The sequence below is a fragment of the Microcoleus sp. PH2017_24_DOB_U_A genome (genome assembly GCF_020738205.1).
In the GTDB taxonomy this organism is placed as follows: Bacteria; Cyanobacteriota; Cyanobacteriia; order Cyanobacteriales; family Microcoleaceae; genus Microcoleus.
On the sequence record NZ_JAEQCT010000078.1, the window covers coordinates 1 to 14815 of the forward strand.

The 14815-nt window shown below is 47.2% G+C and carries 16 protein-coding genes; 9 read left to right on the forward strand and 7 right to left on the reverse strand.

Going from position 1 to position 14815, the window contains the following annotated elements:
* Positions 1–229: 229 nt before the first annotated feature.
* Both JGK07_RS21680 and JGK07_RS21685 read right to left on the reverse strand, forming a co-directional pair.
* Positions 230–964 (reverse strand): anti-sigma factor, encoded by a 735-nt coding sequence (locus JGK07_RS21680; protein WP_293192866.1) that lies wholly within the window; start codon positions 962–964, stop codon positions 230–232.
* A 136-nt stretch (positions 965–1100) separates the two neighbouring features.
* Positions 1101–1694, reverse strand: a complete 594-nt coding sequence (locus JGK07_RS21685; protein ID WP_293192869.1) for a sigma-70 family RNA polymerase sigma factor — start codon at positions 1692–1694, stop codon at positions 1101–1103.
* Positions 1695–2063: 369 nt separating this feature from the next.
* Here JGK07_RS21685 and JGK07_RS21690 point away from each other — a divergent pair, with 369 nt between their 5' ends.
* The 7 genes from JGK07_RS21690 to glmS all read left to right on the forward strand — a co-directional run bounded on the left by JGK07_RS21690 (position 2064) and on the right by glmS (position 8427).
* Complete coding sequence (locus tag JGK07_RS21690; protein WP_293225241.1) at positions 2064–2432, forward strand: hypothetical protein; 369 nt, start codon at positions 2064–2066, stop codon at positions 2430–2432.
* A 316-nt stretch (positions 2433–2748) separates the two neighbouring features.
* Positions 2749–3042, forward strand: coding sequence for a peptidase (locus JGK07_RS21695; protein WP_293192874.1), 294 nt, complete (start codon positions 2749–2751; stop codon positions 3040–3042).
* 107 nt (positions 3043–3149) lie between these two features.
* A complete protein-coding gene (locus JGK07_RS21700) occupies positions 3150–3467 on the forward strand; it encodes a cupredoxin family copper-binding protein (protein ID WP_293192876.1) in 318 nt (105 codons plus the stop codon).
* A gap of 34 nt (positions 3468–3501) precedes the next feature.
* Positions 3502–4413 carry a metallophosphoesterase gene (locus JGK07_RS21705; protein ID WP_293192878.1) on the forward strand — a complete coding sequence of 304 codons (912 nt, stop codon included), beginning with the start codon at positions 3502–3504 and terminating at the stop codon, positions 4411–4413.
* 161 nt (positions 4414–4574) lie between these two features.
* Positions 4575–5480 (forward strand): CoB--CoM heterodisulfide reductase iron-sulfur subunit B family protein, encoded by a 906-nt coding sequence (locus JGK07_RS21710; protein ID WP_293205760.1) that lies wholly within the window; start codon positions 4575–4577, stop codon positions 5478–5480.
* Positions 5481–5719: 239 nt separating this feature from the next.
* Complete coding sequence (gene psaC / locus JGK07_RS21715; RefSeq protein WP_015175986.1) at positions 5720–5965, forward strand: photosystem I iron-sulfur center protein PsaC; 246 nt, start codon at positions 5720–5722, stop codon at positions 5963–5965.
* Positions 5966–6483: 518 nt separating this feature from the next.
* Positions 6484–8427, forward strand: coding sequence for a glutamine--fructose-6-phosphate transaminase (isomerizing) (gene glmS, locus JGK07_RS21720; protein ID WP_293192880.1), 1944 nt, complete (start codon positions 6484–6486; stop codon positions 8425–8427).
* 120 nt (positions 8428–8547) lie between these two features.
* Here glmS and JGK07_RS21725 read toward each other — a convergent pair whose 3' ends face one another.
* On the reverse strand, positions 8548–10137 hold the full coding sequence (locus JGK07_RS21725; protein ID WP_293242646.1) for an O-antigen ligase: 1590 nt from the start codon (positions 10135–10137) through the stop codon (positions 8548–8550).
* A 52-nt stretch (positions 10138–10189) separates the two neighbouring features.
* Positions 10190–11035, reverse strand: a complete 846-nt coding sequence (locus tag JGK07_RS21730) for a YaaW family protein (RefSeq protein WP_293185418.1) — start codon at positions 11033–11035, stop codon at positions 10190–10192.
* A 256-nt stretch (positions 11036–11291) separates the two neighbouring features.
* Here JGK07_RS21730 and JGK07_RS21735 point away from each other — a divergent pair, with 256 nt between their 5' ends.
* Positions 11292–12359 carry an FAD-dependent oxidoreductase gene (locus JGK07_RS21735; protein ID WP_293242666.1) on the forward strand — a complete coding sequence of 356 codons (1068 nt, stop codon included), beginning with the start codon at positions 11292–11294 and terminating at the stop codon, positions 12357–12359.
* A gap of 21 nt (positions 12360–12380) precedes the next feature.
* Here the strand turns inward: JGK07_RS21735 and JGK07_RS21740 are convergent, their stop codons facing one another.
* Complete coding sequence (locus JGK07_RS21740) at positions 12381–13307, reverse strand: Uma2 family endonuclease (protein ID WP_293242648.1); 927 nt, start codon at positions 13305–13307, stop codon at positions 12381–12383.
* Here JGK07_RS21740 and JGK07_RS21745 point away from each other — a divergent pair.
* Complete coding sequence (locus JGK07_RS21745) at positions 13299–13484, forward strand: hypothetical protein (protein ID WP_293185421.1); 186 nt, start codon at positions 13299–13301, stop codon at positions 13482–13484. The genes JGK07_RS21740 and JGK07_RS21745 overlap by 9 nt on opposite strands.
* A 199-nt stretch (positions 13485–13683) precedes the next feature.
* Here the strand turns inward: JGK07_RS21745 and JGK07_RS21750 are convergent, their stop codons facing one another.
* Positions 13684–14319 carry a polysaccharide deacetylase family protein gene (locus tag JGK07_RS21750; RefSeq protein WP_293291039.1) on the reverse strand — a complete coding sequence of 212 codons (636 nt, stop codon included), beginning with the start codon at positions 14317–14319 and terminating at the stop codon, positions 13684–13686.
* Between the two features lie 7 nt (positions 14320–14326).
* A complete protein-coding gene (locus JGK07_RS21755; protein ID WP_293291041.1) occupies positions 14327–14575 on the reverse strand; it encodes a hypothetical protein in 249 nt (82 codons plus the stop codon).
* Between the last annotated feature and the right edge of the window lie 240 nt (positions 14576–14815).

The window sequence follows — 14815 nt, forward strand, 5'->3', positions numbered from 1 at the left end:
TCTATGAAACTGGTCGAAAAGTAGCTAATGGATTTAAAGAAACAATGAAAATTATTTTTGATGAATATCTGCCAAAATGGAATTATCGTGCAGTGCCGATTATTTAACAAACGCTAAAGTTATTAAATTTTCATTCCTTAGTCCTGGGCGCATAAACTCTTTGACCTGGTGAAAAACAAGTTGAAAGACTTACTAGGCAAGGTTTTGAACAGATCATGAGTTCCTGAGGTTAGATCTTGTTAGTTGAGTTACTCTGCATCACGATCGCTCCGGTGGGATAACGGCTAGTTTCAGACGATTCCAACGTCACGAATAACCCGGAAATACCTGCGTCATAAAAGTCGGCAGGCATCCAGAATTTATCTAGCACCTTTCCCTGGGAATTAATTTTTAGAGTGCCACAGGGAATTTTTTCGCCATCCGCGATCGCCCAAAGTCGATAGACTTTACCTTTGGGTGGAGTCACCAGATTTTGCACGGCTAGAATCCCCTGCCGTTTTCCTAGATTCACCACAAAGCTACCCGCAGCAGTATCCGACGCATTCACAGCCTTGAGAGAGAAAAGTTGCGTCTGGGACTGTTGCAGTAGGGTATTGATATCTTGAGCCATGCGGAAATCCTGTCGCAAGCGATAGTTATCTACTCCTAAATACAGAATCAGAAGTGCCGCGACACCACCCATGACGGTGCGCCAGGGGAGTCGAGACTGTTTTTGTTGGGAGGGTTGGAAAGTCGTGGTAGCGGCAGCCAGGATGACAGATTGGAGATGAGGAGGCGGTTCAACGCTGTTTAAGCTGTAAACAACTTGGTCTAAGGTTGCCTGAAGCTGCTTCACTTCTGTCACTAATGCTGGATTTTCTGCCAACATTTGCTCGAATACCTCTACTTCGGCGCGATCGAGATCGCCGATGACATAGCCTGCTGCCAAGATTTCGATTGCTTCGGGAGTCAGAGATTCAGTCATTCGATTTTAGATTTTAGATTTTAGATTTTGGATTTTGGATTTACCCCAGGGATAAATTCGGGGGCTTGAGGATGCAAGGATTTTCGATTGATTCCACGGATAAATCCGGGGGCTTGCACTATCAAGAAATTATTGGTCATAAGTCAATTGAATCCTGTAAAAGTTGCTTCAGTTTGACGAGTCCCTGGCGAGTCCAGCTTTTCACGGTTCCCAGGGGTTTATCCAGTTGTTGGGCAATTTCTGATTGGCTGAGTCCAGCATCATAGGCTAGTTCGATCGCCTGCCGTTGCTGTTCTGAAAGCTGGGTCAATGCCTGTCGCACTTGCTGCGATCGCTCATTGAAAACAGCCTCCTCAAACGGAGTAGGCGCGGGGGTTGCAGCGGTGACGTTCTGCCCCCAACGTTGCACCAAATTAAGGATACGACTGCGCGATCGCAATTTGTCGATCGCCCGCGATCGAGTCATGGCAATTAGATAGCGCACCAAATGACCGTGTTTAGCAGGATCGATCGGACGCTGCCACAGCGACAGAAAAATTTCCTGTGTCAAGTCTTCGGCTTCCTGCTGGCTTTGTAACACTTTTAGCGCTACTCCATACACCACGCTGCCATAGCGATCGTAGAGACACCCTAATGCCTCTGGTTGCTTTGCCTTCAGGCTATCCAATAGTGTGGCATCACTGGGAGTTAAAGGCTCTGAGAAATTGCGATCGGGAGAACTCGACGGCATAGATTCAGGTAAGTAGACCGAGGTTAATTTCTCTGCAAAAATGCCCGATGCCTCTTGCAGTATGAGTGCCAACCCTGATGTAACAACTTTTTTTGAGCATAGAGCAAACTTCCTGTCATTTATAAAACGATTGATCGAGCTAATTGGATGAGTCTAGCATCGATTTTTTGTCGAAGTGGTGATTTCGATCCGATCCGTTGACATTAGCTAATGTCTCAAGCCGAACAAACCGCGCACAGCAGTTTAGTAAGAAATTTTACAGAATTCAAATCCAAAATTGATCCGCAGTCGTCTTCATAGTACAGACAAGCAAATAGCCTGGTTAGCATTCTTCCCAGGGAGCGTTTGCAACTAAATCCCTGAAAAACTATGAACTTCCACAAAATCACGTTTGCGACTTTATTAACTATCTCTACAGTCGCAGGATTACAAAGCACAGCTTTTGCCAATCATCGCTTTGACGCTCTCAACCAAAAGAATAGCGTTCAAGTAGAAGCTTCTCAACCAGAAAACCCTCAAGACATCTCTCCAGAGACGCAGCAATCTCAACCAGAAACCCCTCAAGCCATCTCTCCGCAAATGCAGCAGTCTCAAGCCTCGACAAAGACTCAAAAAGATAACGAAATCAACGTTAAGGATATTAGCCCAGAATACTGTCGCTATCTGTTCCCATCATCAGGTACGGTGAGTTTGTTTGAGTATTCTGAGGGTTTAAATCGTTGCCAGTATGGCAATTAACAAAGTCCTTCTTCTTTTTGACCGCAAGCAATTTGGTGACAAGCCGCCGGATTTATAACCGCAGGAAGCAGGAAGAAGGAAGAAGGATCATCCCAATTTTGCAAATAGACTGCCAGCAGACAAAATAATGGAACATCCCAAATTTAAGTGTAAGGGCGAAGCATACCGACAGACAATTTATTGGTAAAAACCAGAGATTTACGGCCGTCAGGTGCTTCGCCCCTACCGATATATTTGCAAATACGGAATGCTCTCAAGGAATTTGCCTCTCCTACTCAAATTATAAGGCGTTTCCATACCATTACACGAAACTAAAATGATGAAAAAAGATTTTCGCAAGTACCATCGGATGATTGCCACATTCTTTTGTTTGCCACTACTTTTCACTGCTCTAACTGGCATTAGCATTGCGATCGCGGATACATGGCTACATCAAGCAAGACTCGCTGCTTTTTTAATCTCTGTTCATACATTTCAAATCTTCAAACTTGATGCAATCATGCCAATTTTGAATGGGTTGGGTTTGATTTGCTTAGTGGCTACTGGAATCAGTATGACCGGATTATTTACCAAACGCCATCAACCGAGGCAGATAGGAGATCGATCGTGAAATATATTGCTTATTTTTTCATGGCAATTGCCAGTGGATTCCTGGTTATTATGTTGTCGTTGTCATCCTGTAGTCCGAACCATCAGGCAACGAATCAACCAATGGTGATGAAAGATCAACCCAAAGCAACTCCCAGTCAGACTCCGGCAAAATCCCCGGCTAGCCAACAAATTGCCGATGTCACGGTCAAAATTAGTAATTTCAAATTTGAGCCAGCGAATTTGACGATCGCAGTTGGTAAAACTGTTCAATTTATCAATCTTGATGAAGATCCCCACACAGCAACATCTATGGATGGTGCTTTCAACTCTAAAGGACTGGATACCGATCAAACCTGGAACTACACCGCCACAAAACCAGGAACCTATCCCTACATTTGTGCAGTTCACCCTTTTATGAAAGGAACGCTGACAGTCACACCTTAGAAAAACCGATCGAAAACTAACCAGAGGAACACTCATGCAACGCAGAAAATTTATCGAACACGTTAGCTGGACAGGATTAGGAATCGTGTGGGCAGTCAATTCTAATGGCTTATTGACTGCTTGTCAGGTAGGAGAATCAAATGCTCAAAAATCATCCACGGCTGCACCGTTTTCCTTCGTTCAAATTAGCGATACGCACATCGGTTTCAACAAACCGGCAAATGACCATGTTACCGACACGCTTCAGAAAACGATCGATGCGATTAATGCTTTACCCACTCCGCCAGCATTTGTGATGCACACGGGTGATATTTCCCATTTATCTAAACCAGAAGAATTCGATCGCGCGAAACAACTGCTTTCTCAATTAAAAGTCCCGTTGTTTACTCTACCAGGAGAACACGATACGATCGGCGATCGGGGCAAAGCCTACGAGGAAGCCTTTCCCCGAAAGGATGTCAGGGAAGGTTTACAGGTTTGGGATCAGGCGGGAATACACTTTGTCTCTTTGACCAATGTGCTGGAATTTGGGGAGACTGGAACAGGTAAACTAGGTCAGGCGCAACTGGACTTGCTGGCGAAAGATTTGGCAGCACAGAAACAGGATACGCCTCTCGTTGTTTTCAGCCATCTTCCCCTATATGACCTTTATCCTAAATGGGGATGGGCAACTGCTGATTCTGCCAAGTTGCTTTCGCTGCTATCTCGCTTTGCGTCGGTCACAGTATTGACGGGTCACATCCATCAAGTAATTGAGCATACCGAAGGCAATATTCGCTTCCACACCGCTGCGGCGACGGCTTTTCCTCTACCCGCCCCTGGTAATGGCGAGCAACCTACTCCCATCAAACTCCCTGAGAAAAATCTATTGGCGGTGTTGGGATTCCGCACGGTTGAGGTGATTGCAGGGAAGGAGACTAAAGTTGACCAACATACTCTGGGCTAGATCGTGTTGGTTAATAGCTACCCGCCTCAACGATTGACTCATAATCGTTTAAAACTGGGTAAGGATATGGAGAGGAAGCATCCCAACTTCGTTAGCGCAGCCCTCGAAGAGGATCGCTCTTCTGTCTTGTCCCTTGCCTTGTGTTCCCAGCAGAAACAATTATGCCATCCCCAAATCTCAAATATGCTTACTTTCCCGGTTGCGTCGCCCAAGGGGCCGCCCGCGAACTTTACCTGTCTACTCAAGCGCTGACTCAAGCCTTGGGCATTGAACTCGTGGAACTTAAAAAGGCTTCCTGCTGCGGTTCTGGCACTTTCAAGGAAGATTCGCAGTTGCTGGAAGATACTGTCAATGCCCGCAATATTGCCTTGGCTGAGCAACTAAATCTGCCTTTACTCACACATTGCAGCACTTGTCAAGGCGTAATCGGTCATGTGGACGATCGCCTCAAGGAATCCCAAAAGACCGATCGACCTTACCTCGAAAAAGTCAACGGTTTACTCGAAAAACAAGGCTGTTCGCCTTATCAAGGCAGTACCGAGGTGAAACATCTCCTGTGGGCGATCGTTGCTGATTACGGTTTGGAGGAAGTCCAAAAGCGAGTCACTCACAAGCTTTCGGGTTTGAAGTGCGCGGCTTTTTACGGCTGTTATCTGCTGCGAGCCCAGGATAAGCTGCTTTACGACGACCCGCACCAACCGGAATCGATGGAAAATGTGTTTCGGGCGATCGGGGCAACTCCGGTTTATTATCGCGGAAGGACGCAGTGTTGCGGGTGGCCTCTGGCGAGTTATGCCACTAACCAATCTTTTCAGATGGCCGGCAAACATATTGTAGATGCGCTTGACAATGGTGCTGATTGCATGGTGACTCCTTGTCCGCTTTGTCATTTAAATTTGGATTCGCGGCAGCCGGAGGTGGAAAAAGTAATCGGGCGAAAATTGGGTTTGCCTGTGCTGCATCTGCCACAATTGATGGCTTTGGCTTTGGGTGTGGAGCCCAAAAAACTGGGACTCGATCGGCATATTGTTTCAACTAAGCCCGTGTTAGAAAAATTAGGGTTTTAGTTTTTCTAAAGTTCGTAGTGAGGACTTTAGTCCTTTCTAACTCGGATAGGACTAAAGTCCTCACTACGAACCTACGATCGACTGTGAAGTTTTGTCGCTTTTTCGCGAAGTGCTTCCAAGCACTGCGGTAGACTAACCTTTAATTCTCTGTGCAGGCATAAGCGGTGGTACCTCGCCGTCAAATCTTTTAACTCGCAGAGCCCGCAAATTTTTAGTGACTCGTTGGGAGCCTTTATTCAATGTCTCATTCAGTCAAAATCTACGATACCTGCATCGGCTGCACTCAATGCGTCCGCGCTTGTCCGACTGACGTTTTGGAGATGGTACCCTGGGATGGCTGCAAAGCGGCTCAGATTGCCTCGTCTCCCCGCACAGAAGACTGTGTCGGTTGCAAACGTTGCGAAACAGCTTGTCCTACCGATTTTCTGAGCATCCGGGTTTACCTGGGAGCAGAAACCACTCGCAGTATGGGTCTAGCTTACTAAATATCGATCGAACTGTCGATCGAGTTACGGGCACAGGAGAGGGGGCGATTAAATTGCCCCCTCTCTTTTTGTCGCGGAATCTGCATTCTGCGACAGGAAGAAGGTAATACAATTTGGGATTTGGGATTTGGGATTTTCGACGATCGGCAACAAACGGACACAAGCCCCCGACGCGAGTGTCAGGATCAAAAGCAAAATATTAGATCTGAGATCTTGCACCATTCTCAATTAGCCGTAGGGGCGGGTTCGCCAGTAGCCTTAAAGGTAGCAAACAGGTTCTATAAACCCGCCCGACCCCACGAAAAATCCTCTTATTGACAAGGCGTGCAAGATCTCAGTTAGATCCTAGTTCCAGCTTCCAAATTCAAAGTTGCAAGTCAAATCTAAAATCTACAATCTAAAATCGACTGAGTATCATGGTTGGGATCTTCCCTACAGTTGCATTCTTTTTTGCAACTGGTGTAAAAATGATAAAAATTGGGTTTTATCGCGATCGCTAAGCAGGAGAATTACCTTAAATGTGCGGAATCGTTGGTTATATCGGCACGCAAGCAGCAAGCGAGATTTTGCTATCAGGATTGGAGAAACTGGAATACCGGGGTTACGATTCATCAGGCCTCGCTACCATCTCCGAAGGAAAAATTACCTGCATCCGAGCAAAAGGCAAATTGCACAACCTCCGGGAAAAGCTAGCAGAGATAGACTCTCCCGCTCCCATCGGCATCGGGCACACCCGCTGGGCAACTCACGGCAAACCAGAAGAATATAACGCTCACCCTCACCTAGATAATAGCGGGCGAATTGCCGTAGTTCAAAATGGAATTGTCGAAAATTATCGCGAGTTGCGCGAAGAATTGAAAGCCAAGGGACATAAATTTGTCTCGGATACGGATACAGAAGTTATCCCTCATTTAATAGCTGAAATTTTCCAAGAAGGAAGAAGGAAGAAGGAAGAAGGAAGAAGGAAGAAGGAAGAAGGACAAGATCCAACAGCAGAGGAAATTACTGAGTTGTCGTTTTTGGATGTGGTTTCAAAGGCGGTGAATCGGCTAGAAGGAGCTTTTGCGATCGCCACGATTTGTGCAGATTTTCCAGACGAAATAATTGTCGCCAGACAGCAAGCTCCTTTGGTGATTGGCTTTGGTGCAGGTGAATTTTTCTGTGCTTCCGACACGCCAGCGTTAATATCTCACACCCGTGCTGTTTTGTCCCTCGAAAATGGCGAATTAGCAAGACTAACTCCGATGGGAGTAGAAGTTTATAGCTTTGCAGGACAAAGGCTGAAAAAAACTCCGCGCATCCTCGGCTGGAATCCGGTTTCTGTCGAGAAACAGGGCTTCAAGCACTTCATGCACAAGGAAATTTACGAACAGCCGGCCGTAGTGCGAGCTTGTTTGGAGACTTATTTAGACAGCGATTGGCAGCCCGGAAATCCAGGCTCTCCCATCAATCTCAACTTGCCACCAGAACTTTGTGCCGATGTCGAGCAAATTTCCATTCTCGCCTGCGGAACGAGCTGGCACGCCTCGCTAATTGGCAAATATTTGTTGGAACAGTTAGCTAATATTCCCACGGCTGTGCAGTACGCTTCTGAGTACCGTTACGCGCCCGCACCACTGACAGCAAATACTTTAATTATTGGGGTAACTCAGTCGGGAGAAACGGCAGACACGCTGGCTGCTTTGGGGATGGAACAGCAGCGTCGCGCGGCTTTTACCGATAAATTTCGATCGCGAATGTTGGGCATTACTAACAGGACTGAAAGCTCGATCGCCCACATGATGCCACACATCATCAACACCCACGCTGGTATAGAAATCGGGGTGGCGGCAACTAAAACTTTTGTCACTCAGTTGATGGCTTTCTATTTCTTAGCTTTGGATTTGGCGCACCAGCGGCAAACCATCAGCACCGAGAGATTGGCAGAAATTCTTGCGGGTTTGCGCCAGTTACCAGCCCAAATCGAGAAGTTTTTGGAGATTCAAGAACAGTATGTCGAGGAATTGTCGCACCAGTTTACAGAAACCCAAGATTTTATCTTTTTGGGGCGGGGAATTAACTTTCCGATTGCTTTGGAAGGGGCGCTGAAACTTAAGGAAATTAGTTACATTCATGCCGAAGGATATCCGGCGGGAGAGATGAAACACGGCCCGATCGCCCTTTTGGATGCTAAAGTGCCTGTAGTGGCGATCGCGATGCCCGGAAGCGTCTACGAAAAAGTCCTTTCCAACGCTCAGGAAGCCAAAGCCCGCGACGCCCGTTTAATTGGCGTTACGCCGAAGCATGGCGCGGCGGAAGCTGATATTTTTGACCACGTTTTGCCGGTGCCTTTGGTGGATGAATTGTTGTCGCCGATTGTGACAGTGATTCCGCTGCAATTGTTGGCTTATCACATTGCCGCGCGCCGAGGTTTGGATGTGGATCAGCCGCGCAATTTGGCGAAGTCGGTGACGGTGGAATAATTGTTGACAGTTGACAGTTGACTGTTGACTGTTGACTGTTGTCAATTACCCGATGCCCGATTCCCGATGCCCGATTCCCGATGCCCGATTCCCGATGCCCGATTCCCGATGCCCGATTCCCTATTCCCTATTCCCGATTCCGCAAATCGCCGCCAACAACACCCAACTTATCGTATTAACCCGCAAATCAAACAGAGTTACATCTACAGTGTTAAACAGCGTACAGGCGGCGAAGGCTAATAAATAACTGAAGAAAATTAGGCGATCGGCATTTTCGACATCTTGACAAACCACCTGATTTGTGCTACTAGATATTGAATTTTGATTGAGAACTAAATTATTTTCTGGTACTTCGAGAGTTGCTATTTGCTCTTGTTTAATATCCACAGCAGAAACCTGCCAATTCGCCAACAGCAAAACACCTCTAGCCAAAACCCAGCCAACTAAACCAAATAACAAAAGCGTTGTTGGGAATCCCGTTTCCGCAGCCAACATCAGCATCAAACTGTGAGGATGACCCAGCCATTCGTGCATTCTATCTTGATAGAGAGGCGTAAAATTTCGCAATCCCCAACCAGTCCAAGGACGCTGCTGAGCCATCGACCAAGCAAATTCCCATTGAGTAGTTCTCAAAGTAGCAGTCGGGCGATTTGGAAACATTTCATCCGTAAGTCTCGCCCAGAAAAAAGCCGGGATAATTATTCGCAAATATTGCCGTAAAGGTTCCGGGCCAAACGCCGACAAAAACACTGCACCCACTGCACTAAAAACCGCAGCTAATATTTTTTTATAACCCGCATAAAATGCAAAAGCCAAAACTGCCAAAACTGCCAATCCCCAAGCATTCCGAGAATTAGTAAAAATCAAAGCAACAGCATTTCCTACTACTGCAAAACTTAAAAATATGAATTGGGTATTGGGCATTGGGCATTGGGCATTGGGCATTGGGCATTGGGCATTGGGCATTGGGGATTGGGCATTGGGCATTGGTAATTGGTAATTGGGCAATTCTCCCCCTCTCCCCGTCTCCCCCTCTCCCCCTCTCCCCCTTTCCCCCTCTCCCTTCTTCCCTCTTCCTTCTTCCTTCTTCCTTCCTCGTTCTTCCATCCACAATCCGAGTGTTAAAATAAAAGCGATTGTTAAATAGCCGGCTAAAATATTAGCGTACATAAATACAGAAGCCATGCGGCCGGGGGGATTGCCTTTCGGTTCGAGTACCCAGCCAAAAATAGGCTGCAATTGATCGATGCCGCTCCAACCTAAAAATTGCTGTCCCAAACCTAAAATTATGACGGGAATTGCACTAATTGCTATTATCCAAGACAATTGTCGTAACTGAGCTGGAGTTTGAATTAAACTGCTAAAAGCAGCAAACAATATAAAGAATGGCCAAAAATTGCACAAGCCTAAAACAGCCTCGATACGGTTGTTGGCAAAAATCGTTGTGATGACTAGCAGCACACTCAAAATTGCGAATCCTCGATTCAGCGGGCTGCGGCAGATTTGCCGGAACTTTTGCTGACAAGTGCCGGCCAATCCCAGGAATATTCCTAAAGCTCCCAAGATTGGAATTGTCGGAAAAATTAGCATCCCGATTTGAGCGAAATTCCAAGGGATTTGCAGGCGGCGATCGGGATGTTTTTGCAGGTGAGAATTAAGATTTTTTGCTGTCTGTTTTACAGCTAATTTCCACGTTTTTTTGATATTCACCCAAACTCCCAATTCTTCAATTCTTCACTCCAAAATCCAAAATCCAAAATCGCTATGCTAGTTCCCAAACGCATTCCGATCGCGTTAAGCGAATTTGAGCCAAGGCAAAAATGGTCGGGATAATGCGCCCGTAGTTCGTAGAAATCGATCGCCAACCCAAATCTGCTAAAAACCAAGTCCACATCACCGGGCCGAGCAATGAAAACACGCTCCGTGTCGCACCGTAACGAGCCGCAGTCACGGCCATCCCCCGCCGCGCCGTCTGAATTGCGACATAATTTTGAAACTGGGTTGCTGCGGTTGCAGTCCCTGCGATCGCTACTTGTGTGGCCATTTGATAGGTAGCAAAGTGCAGCGCAAATTGATTGGCCATCAATTTCAGCAACATGGGTTTTAAAATTGAACTAACGGCTAAAGCGCTGCCACCTTTGAACAGCAAACCGAGCGGGTCTTTTTCAGCAGAAATTGGCAACGGTTCAGAAAGTTTAGCATCGACAATTGCTCGCTGTACGCGGACTGTCAGGGCTTGCTGTTCGTCTTTCGGTAAACGCTTCCAGGTGCGGCCCATTAAATGCAGAAATACTTCTGCCTCTAAGTCGGTGGTTGACAACTGTTTGGGATAAGGGATTTTGAGATAGCGGCAAACTTGAATTAGTGCTTGTCTGTAGGTTACTTGTTCGGTTCGCCCTCTCAGTACCGTCAACCCGTCGGCGGCAAGATACCGAAACCTTTGTTCTACGGCGTCTAGCCATGCTTCGCGATCGCGGCTTTGTACGTCTAGGGGTGCGGGGGTTTGCACGTAATCTAAAGGGTTAAACTTGCGACTGAACAGAAGTTCGGTTAGTTGCTGCAATTCTTCTTCTGTTGTCAATTCTAGTGCTGCTCTGAGTTCGTCCAAGATTTTGCCCTCCCGTCATACTATTTTAGATTTTAGATTTTAGATTTTAGATTGTCGCTGAGTAGCGCGCTTTTGGAACTTGCCGATCGCTACATTTTTTTAACTAATCTTACCTGTCGATTATTTTACTACCTGGCGGAGGGCGATGGCTTACGCCCCGCTACGGCTTTGGCCTTTTATGTTCGTGGTGCAGAGCATCTTTTGCCCCGCAGCCTTTATGCTGATTGGTAAATCAAAAATACCTGACAGTTTAACTATGTTCGATGTTGTGGCGATCGGTGCGGGGATGGCGGGGCTGATTTGTGCTCGACAGTTGCGTCTGGCTGGCTATTCTGTGGCGGTTGTTGAGAAATCTCGCGGCCCCGGCGGACGAGTCGCTACTCGCCGCGTACATGGCACGAGGGCCGATCACGGGGCCCGCTATTTGGAGCCGCAGGGGGATGCGGTGCAGGCGTTAATTGATGTTTTGGTCGATCGCCAGATCCTGAAACTTTGGACGGATAGCGTGGGAGAATTTCGAGAAGGAGAAATATCTTCGATTCCCAGTTCTTGTTATGTGGCACCTGCTGGGATGAATGCTGTCGGTAAGTATATCGCAGAGGGTTTAGACATTTGGTACGGCCGCCGAGTCAAAGCGATTTCTCGTACTGAGAGTGAAATGTGGCATCTTTCTCTGGAAGTTACCGACGACAATTTAGATCTACCTCAAGAATTAATTGCTAGGGCTGTGGTGGTGGGAATTCCTGCTCCTCAAGCTTTAATATTTTTGAATGCAGAACTTGGTTTTTCCTCTGATTTTATTGACAAATTGCGCTCTGTAGAATACGACGCTTGCATTACAGTTATGGCTGGCTATTCTGCGGAACGAAATTCTGATTTGAGCAATCTAAATCCGCAGTGGAAATCGGTTTCTTTTCCCGATGATTCTGATTTAAGTTGGATTGGGCTCGACAGCAGCAAGCGCAGCGAGTCCCAGCAGCCTGTGTTTGTGGTTCACAGCAGCGCCAATTTTGCCGATCGCTTTTTAGAAGCTACTGATTTGAATATTATCGGTCAAGAATTGCTCGATCGCGCTTCTGAACATTTAATCCCTTGGCTGAAAGAGCCGGAATGGCTCCAGGTTCACCGCTGGCGCTATGCTTTTTGTCGCAATCCTTTGCCTGTTTCTTGTTTGCCTGCTGCGGGGACTTTGCCCTTGGTTTGTGCGGGAGATTTGTGCGGGGAAGGTCAAATAGAAGCTGCTTTGCGATCGGGCTTAGCGGCGGCTAATTGGGTGAATTCTCAGTTGCAAAATTTGCCGTTAGATTCCAGTCTAAATTGGTAATATCCTCAGCCCGATCGCCCTTTATCCCAAACGCTGCACCTCCTCCACCGACAGCGAAAGCGCCTGAGCGACTTGTTCGACAGTCAAACCCATTGCCAGCAGTTGCGGAATCGCATCTTGTTGTGTTTGCTGTGCGCGATCGGCCCGTTGACTCTCAGCTTCGGCCCGCTGGCTTTCAGCTTCCGCCCGCTGGCTTTCAGCTTCCGCCCGCTGACTCTCAGCTTCCGCCCGCTGGCGTTCCTGTTCGGTATGGAGGCGTTCGAGTCGAGCTTGCTCGCTTCCGGTGAGCAACAAATTTCCCTGGTTATCCCACCAGCGCAACCACCGCTGTGTCTGATTTTGATAGCTGCCTTCCCATAGGCCTAATTCTATGCCCATACGGTCGATCGGGTAATGTCCGCGATCGTTCGGTTCCAATCGGCAATAGCAACCATTCACCCAGTTGTAGACTTCCAGTTGGCTGGTTTTAATTACATAAATGGCGTAGTAGGGAATGCGGATAATCTGTTCGTATACCCAAAACTTCCCTGGTTTCTGAGTAGTACCTTCTGGTAAACGGGATAAAGGCGTGTTGTCTCGCTCTTCGGAACCATTCCCACTGGCAAACTCGATCGCAATTATTGGCACCATATACTCGCGCCAAATCACGTAAGAGCGACGAATTTCGCCGTCCACGAGGGGCCCAACGTTGGGGACGTAGAACCAGTCAGGCGCTTCGGCACCCTTTTCTGGTGGGTCGGTTTCGCGCCAGTAGATGCCACAATCTTGCCCGATCGCATATTGTCCGTCGGGGTGAAGCCTTTGCAGTGTGATTTCTAGGGAGTCTGTGAGCAAGATGCTTTGGGGATGCTCTTGGAAATTTTTCACAAAAGTGCCATCAGATTCGGGGAGTTGCGTGTGATCTGGGAATGCGGGAGGCAAGCCTGTTTCACTGAGACTTTGGGTCATGACTGGTACGCGATCGACCTAGCGATCGGACTGATGCTCTATTACCACAGCATAGCGATTGTCGATCGATTTGTGCAGAGGAAGAAGGCAATTAAAGCAATGATTTTAGCAAAAGAACATCCGGTGGAACCGGGCGTGGTTGCTACTTCTTCGTTATTCATTCAGCTATTGCTCTAAAAAATAGATCGAATGATATCAAATCCGCTCTTCATCGGAATCATATAAACGGAGGACACCGCGAGTGCCTTAGTCCTTACAATTGATCGCGGTAGGGAAACGGCATCTTGAGTGTCCTCTATATCATTCCGGCGCAGCCGGAATTGATATGACTTACAAAAACCTGGGAAATGGTGTAAATTGCCACTTTCCCCATTTTTTATTTTTGTGCTGTCTCCTGCTTTTTCAAAGCTTGTTCTTGCATCTGCAATAACTCTGGAACTGTTACAAATTTGTACCCTTCTTTTCTCAGTTTAGCAATAATATCCGGCAAAGCTTGTACAGTCCTCGATCGATTGCCACCGCCGTCGTGCATCAACACAATGCCGCCAGAATTTGCCTGCCGCATCACGTTGTCCATCAACGATTGCGTCGCAGTCCGCCAATCTAAAGAATCAGCAGACCACATGATAACTGCATAATTTTTCTTCTGTGCGTAGGCTGCCAAGCCATTGTTTAAAATGCCTCCTGGCGGCCGAAACAGTGATGTTTTTACCCCCGTCACTTCCTCAATTAATGATGACGTGCGATCGATCTCGCGAGCCGCACCGTCTTCGTTATATTTAATGTATTGGTGGTTCCAAGTGTGGTTGCCGATCGCGTGACCGGCTGACGCAACTTGTTTGCCAAGTTCGGGATATGTTTGCAGGTATCTTCCTACCCAAAAAAATGTAGCCTTAATATTGTTTTTCTTGAGAATCTCTAGGATTTGTCTAGTAGTTGTCGGCCAGGGCCCGTCGTCAAATGTTAGGGCGATCGCCTTGTGCTGCTGGTCCAGTTTTGCCTGACGCAGCATGGTACCTTTAAACTGGGATGGTAGGGATGATTGATTCTACTCGATGGGCGATCGCTCCTGCGATCCCACTAACATTAGATATCAGTTTTGGTTCTGGCGAGGATACTGCCAAGACTTGTGGCTGCATCGGTGGCGCTGGTTGATTGGCCCGCAAGTTCATTGGTAACGTCACACCCAGCAAAAAACTGCCTGCGGCGGCCAGAAAAGCAACGATTAATTTTTTTTGCCGCCTCAAAAGCCGTTTCATATTTGTCACGTCATTATCTCCTTCACACCTTGGAAAATTAATTCTAGATTTTATTTTGATATCAAGTTAATCCACTCAGGACGATCGTATTAAATGCGATTGTCATAGAAATGTTACTGCAAATGACCGATCGCGGGGAAGTCCGGCAGGATTAACAAGTTTAAGAATTTTCACCGAGAGTTCCCCTAACCGATCAAAACGGGGAATAGTGGCAATCTTCCGGAAGGTAGTTAAATCCCGTTAATTGCA

Bases quoted from the DNA above. Each gene is read 5' to 3' on its own strand.
- JGK07_RS21680 (WP_293192866.1), bottom strand. From the start codon at position 964: ATGACTGAATCTCTGACTCCCGAAGCAATCGAAATCTTGGCAGCAGGC.
- JGK07_RS21685 (WP_293192869.1), bottom strand. From the start codon at position 1,694: ATGCCGTCGAGTTCTCCCGATCGCAATTTCTCAGAGCCTTTAACTCCC.
- JGK07_RS21690 (WP_293225241.1), top strand. From the start codon at position 2,064: ATGAACTTCCACAAAATCACGTTTGCGACTTTATTAACTATCTCTACA.
- JGK07_RS21695 (WP_293192874.1), top strand. From the start codon at position 2,749: ATGATGAAAAAAGATTTTCGCAAGTACCATCGGATGATTGCCACATTC.
- JGK07_RS21700 (WP_293192876.1), top strand. From the start codon at position 3,150: ATGAAAGATCAACCCAAAGCAACTCCCAGTCAGACTCCGGCAAAATCC.
- JGK07_RS21705 (WP_293192878.1), top strand. From the start codon at position 3,502: ATGCAACGCAGAAAATTTATCGAACACGTTAGCTGGACAGGATTAGGA.
- JGK07_RS21710 (WP_293205760.1), top strand. From the start codon at position 4,575: ATGCCATCCCCAAATCTCAAATATGCTTACTTTCCCGGTTGCGTCGCC.
- psaC (WP_015175986.1), top strand. From the start codon at position 5,720: ATGTCTCATTCAGTCAAAATCTACGATACCTGCATCGGCTGCACTCAA.
- glmS (WP_293192880.1), top strand. From the start codon at position 6,484: ATGTGCGGAATCGTTGGTTATATCGGCACGCAAGCAGCAAGCGAGATT.
- JGK07_RS21735 (WP_293242666.1), top strand. From the start codon at position 11,292: ATGTTCGATGTTGTGGCGATCGGTGCGGGGATGGCGGGGCTGATTTGT.
- JGK07_RS21740 (WP_293242648.1), bottom strand. From the start codon at position 13,307: ATGACCCAAAGTCTCAGTGAAACAGGCTTGCCTCCCGCATTCCCAGAT.
- JGK07_RS21750 (WP_293291039.1), bottom strand. From the start codon at position 14,319: ATGCTGCGTCAGGCAAAACTGGACCAGCAGCACAAGGCGATCGCCCTA.